Below are 207 nucleotides of genomic sequence, written 5' to 3'. Positions count from 1 at the left end.
ATGATATTAGTAAAACGGCTTTTGTCCAAGTCGGTCTCTCGCCACGAATAGCGTATTGTTCAATCTATCAAAGATTACAATCGCAATCATTCCATTAAGGTGGTGAACACAAGATTCGCCATATTCTAAATATAAAGCACATAATAGTTCGGTATCGCTCTCTGTTTTAAAGCTGTACCCAAGAGTAATTAATCTGGCTTTAAGTAG

1 pseudogene is annotated in these 207 nt (G+C 36.7%); it reads right to left on the bottom strand.

What is annotated here, in order from left to right:
- Nucleotides 1–6: 6 nt before the first annotated feature.
- Nucleotides 7–207: pseudogene (locus tag ACRHOC_RS16095) on the bottom strand (asparagine synthase (glutamine-hydrolyzing)); the annotation flags it as partial.

Origin of the sequence: Winogradskyella poriferorum, from assembly GCF_050618035.1 — a bacterium.
In the GTDB taxonomy this organism is placed as follows: Bacteria; Bacteroidota; Bacteroidia; order Flavobacteriales; family Flavobacteriaceae; genus Winogradskyella; species Winogradskyella poriferorum_A.
Note: the sequence above shows the minus strand (reverse complement) of the source record. Positions and strands in the feature narration are given on the sequence as shown.